The organism is Staphylococcus sp. EG-SA-2 (assembly GCF_017152085.1).
In genome coordinates this window covers 1-540 of sequence record NZ_JACYHC010000146.1, presented here as the reverse complement: position 1 = coordinate 540, position 540 = coordinate 1, and the positions used below count along the sequence as shown (strand labels likewise).

Genomic DNA, 540 nt, shown 5'->3' with positions numbered 1-540 from the left:
TTTTCGGTACTATTGCTGCTATGGTACTATAAGCATAAAGAGGTGAAAATATGACTCATTTATTAGAGACATTTGAGATGTCAATAGATCACCAGGAAGATGGTTTAGTTGTTATTTCTATGCCTGTTACTGATAAAGTAAAACAACCATTTGGATATTTACATGGTGGTGCTTCGATTGCTTTAGGTGAAACAGCATGTTCATTAGGATCTGCTAATCTAATTGATACAACCAAATTTATTCCATTAGGTTTAGAGATGAATGCCAATCATATTCATTCTGCTAAAGATGGTCATGTTACTGCGACAGCTGAAATTATTCATCAAGGTAAGTCGACACATGTATGGGATATAAAAATTAAGAATGACAAAGAACAATTAATTACAGTTATGCGTGGTACAGTTGCTATTAAGCCTTTAAAATAAAAGAACTGCTAGCTGAAATGTTATGAGATATTCATAACTACGGCTAGCAGTTTTTTTATGCGCTATATTGTTGTAATTTTAGAAATGCTTGTTCAATGCGTTCGGCAGCTTTACG

General features: G+C 33.5%; 1 protein-coding gene. It reads left to right on the top strand.

Going from position 1 to position 540, the window contains the following annotated elements; all coding sequences use genetic code 11:
* Window positions 1–50: 50 nt before the first annotated feature.
* Entirely contained in the window at window positions 51–425 is a 375-nt protein-coding gene (locus tag IDG60_RS01435) for a PaaI family thioesterase (protein ID WP_000149291.1), read from the top strand.
* Window positions 426–540 lie beyond the last annotated feature (115 nt).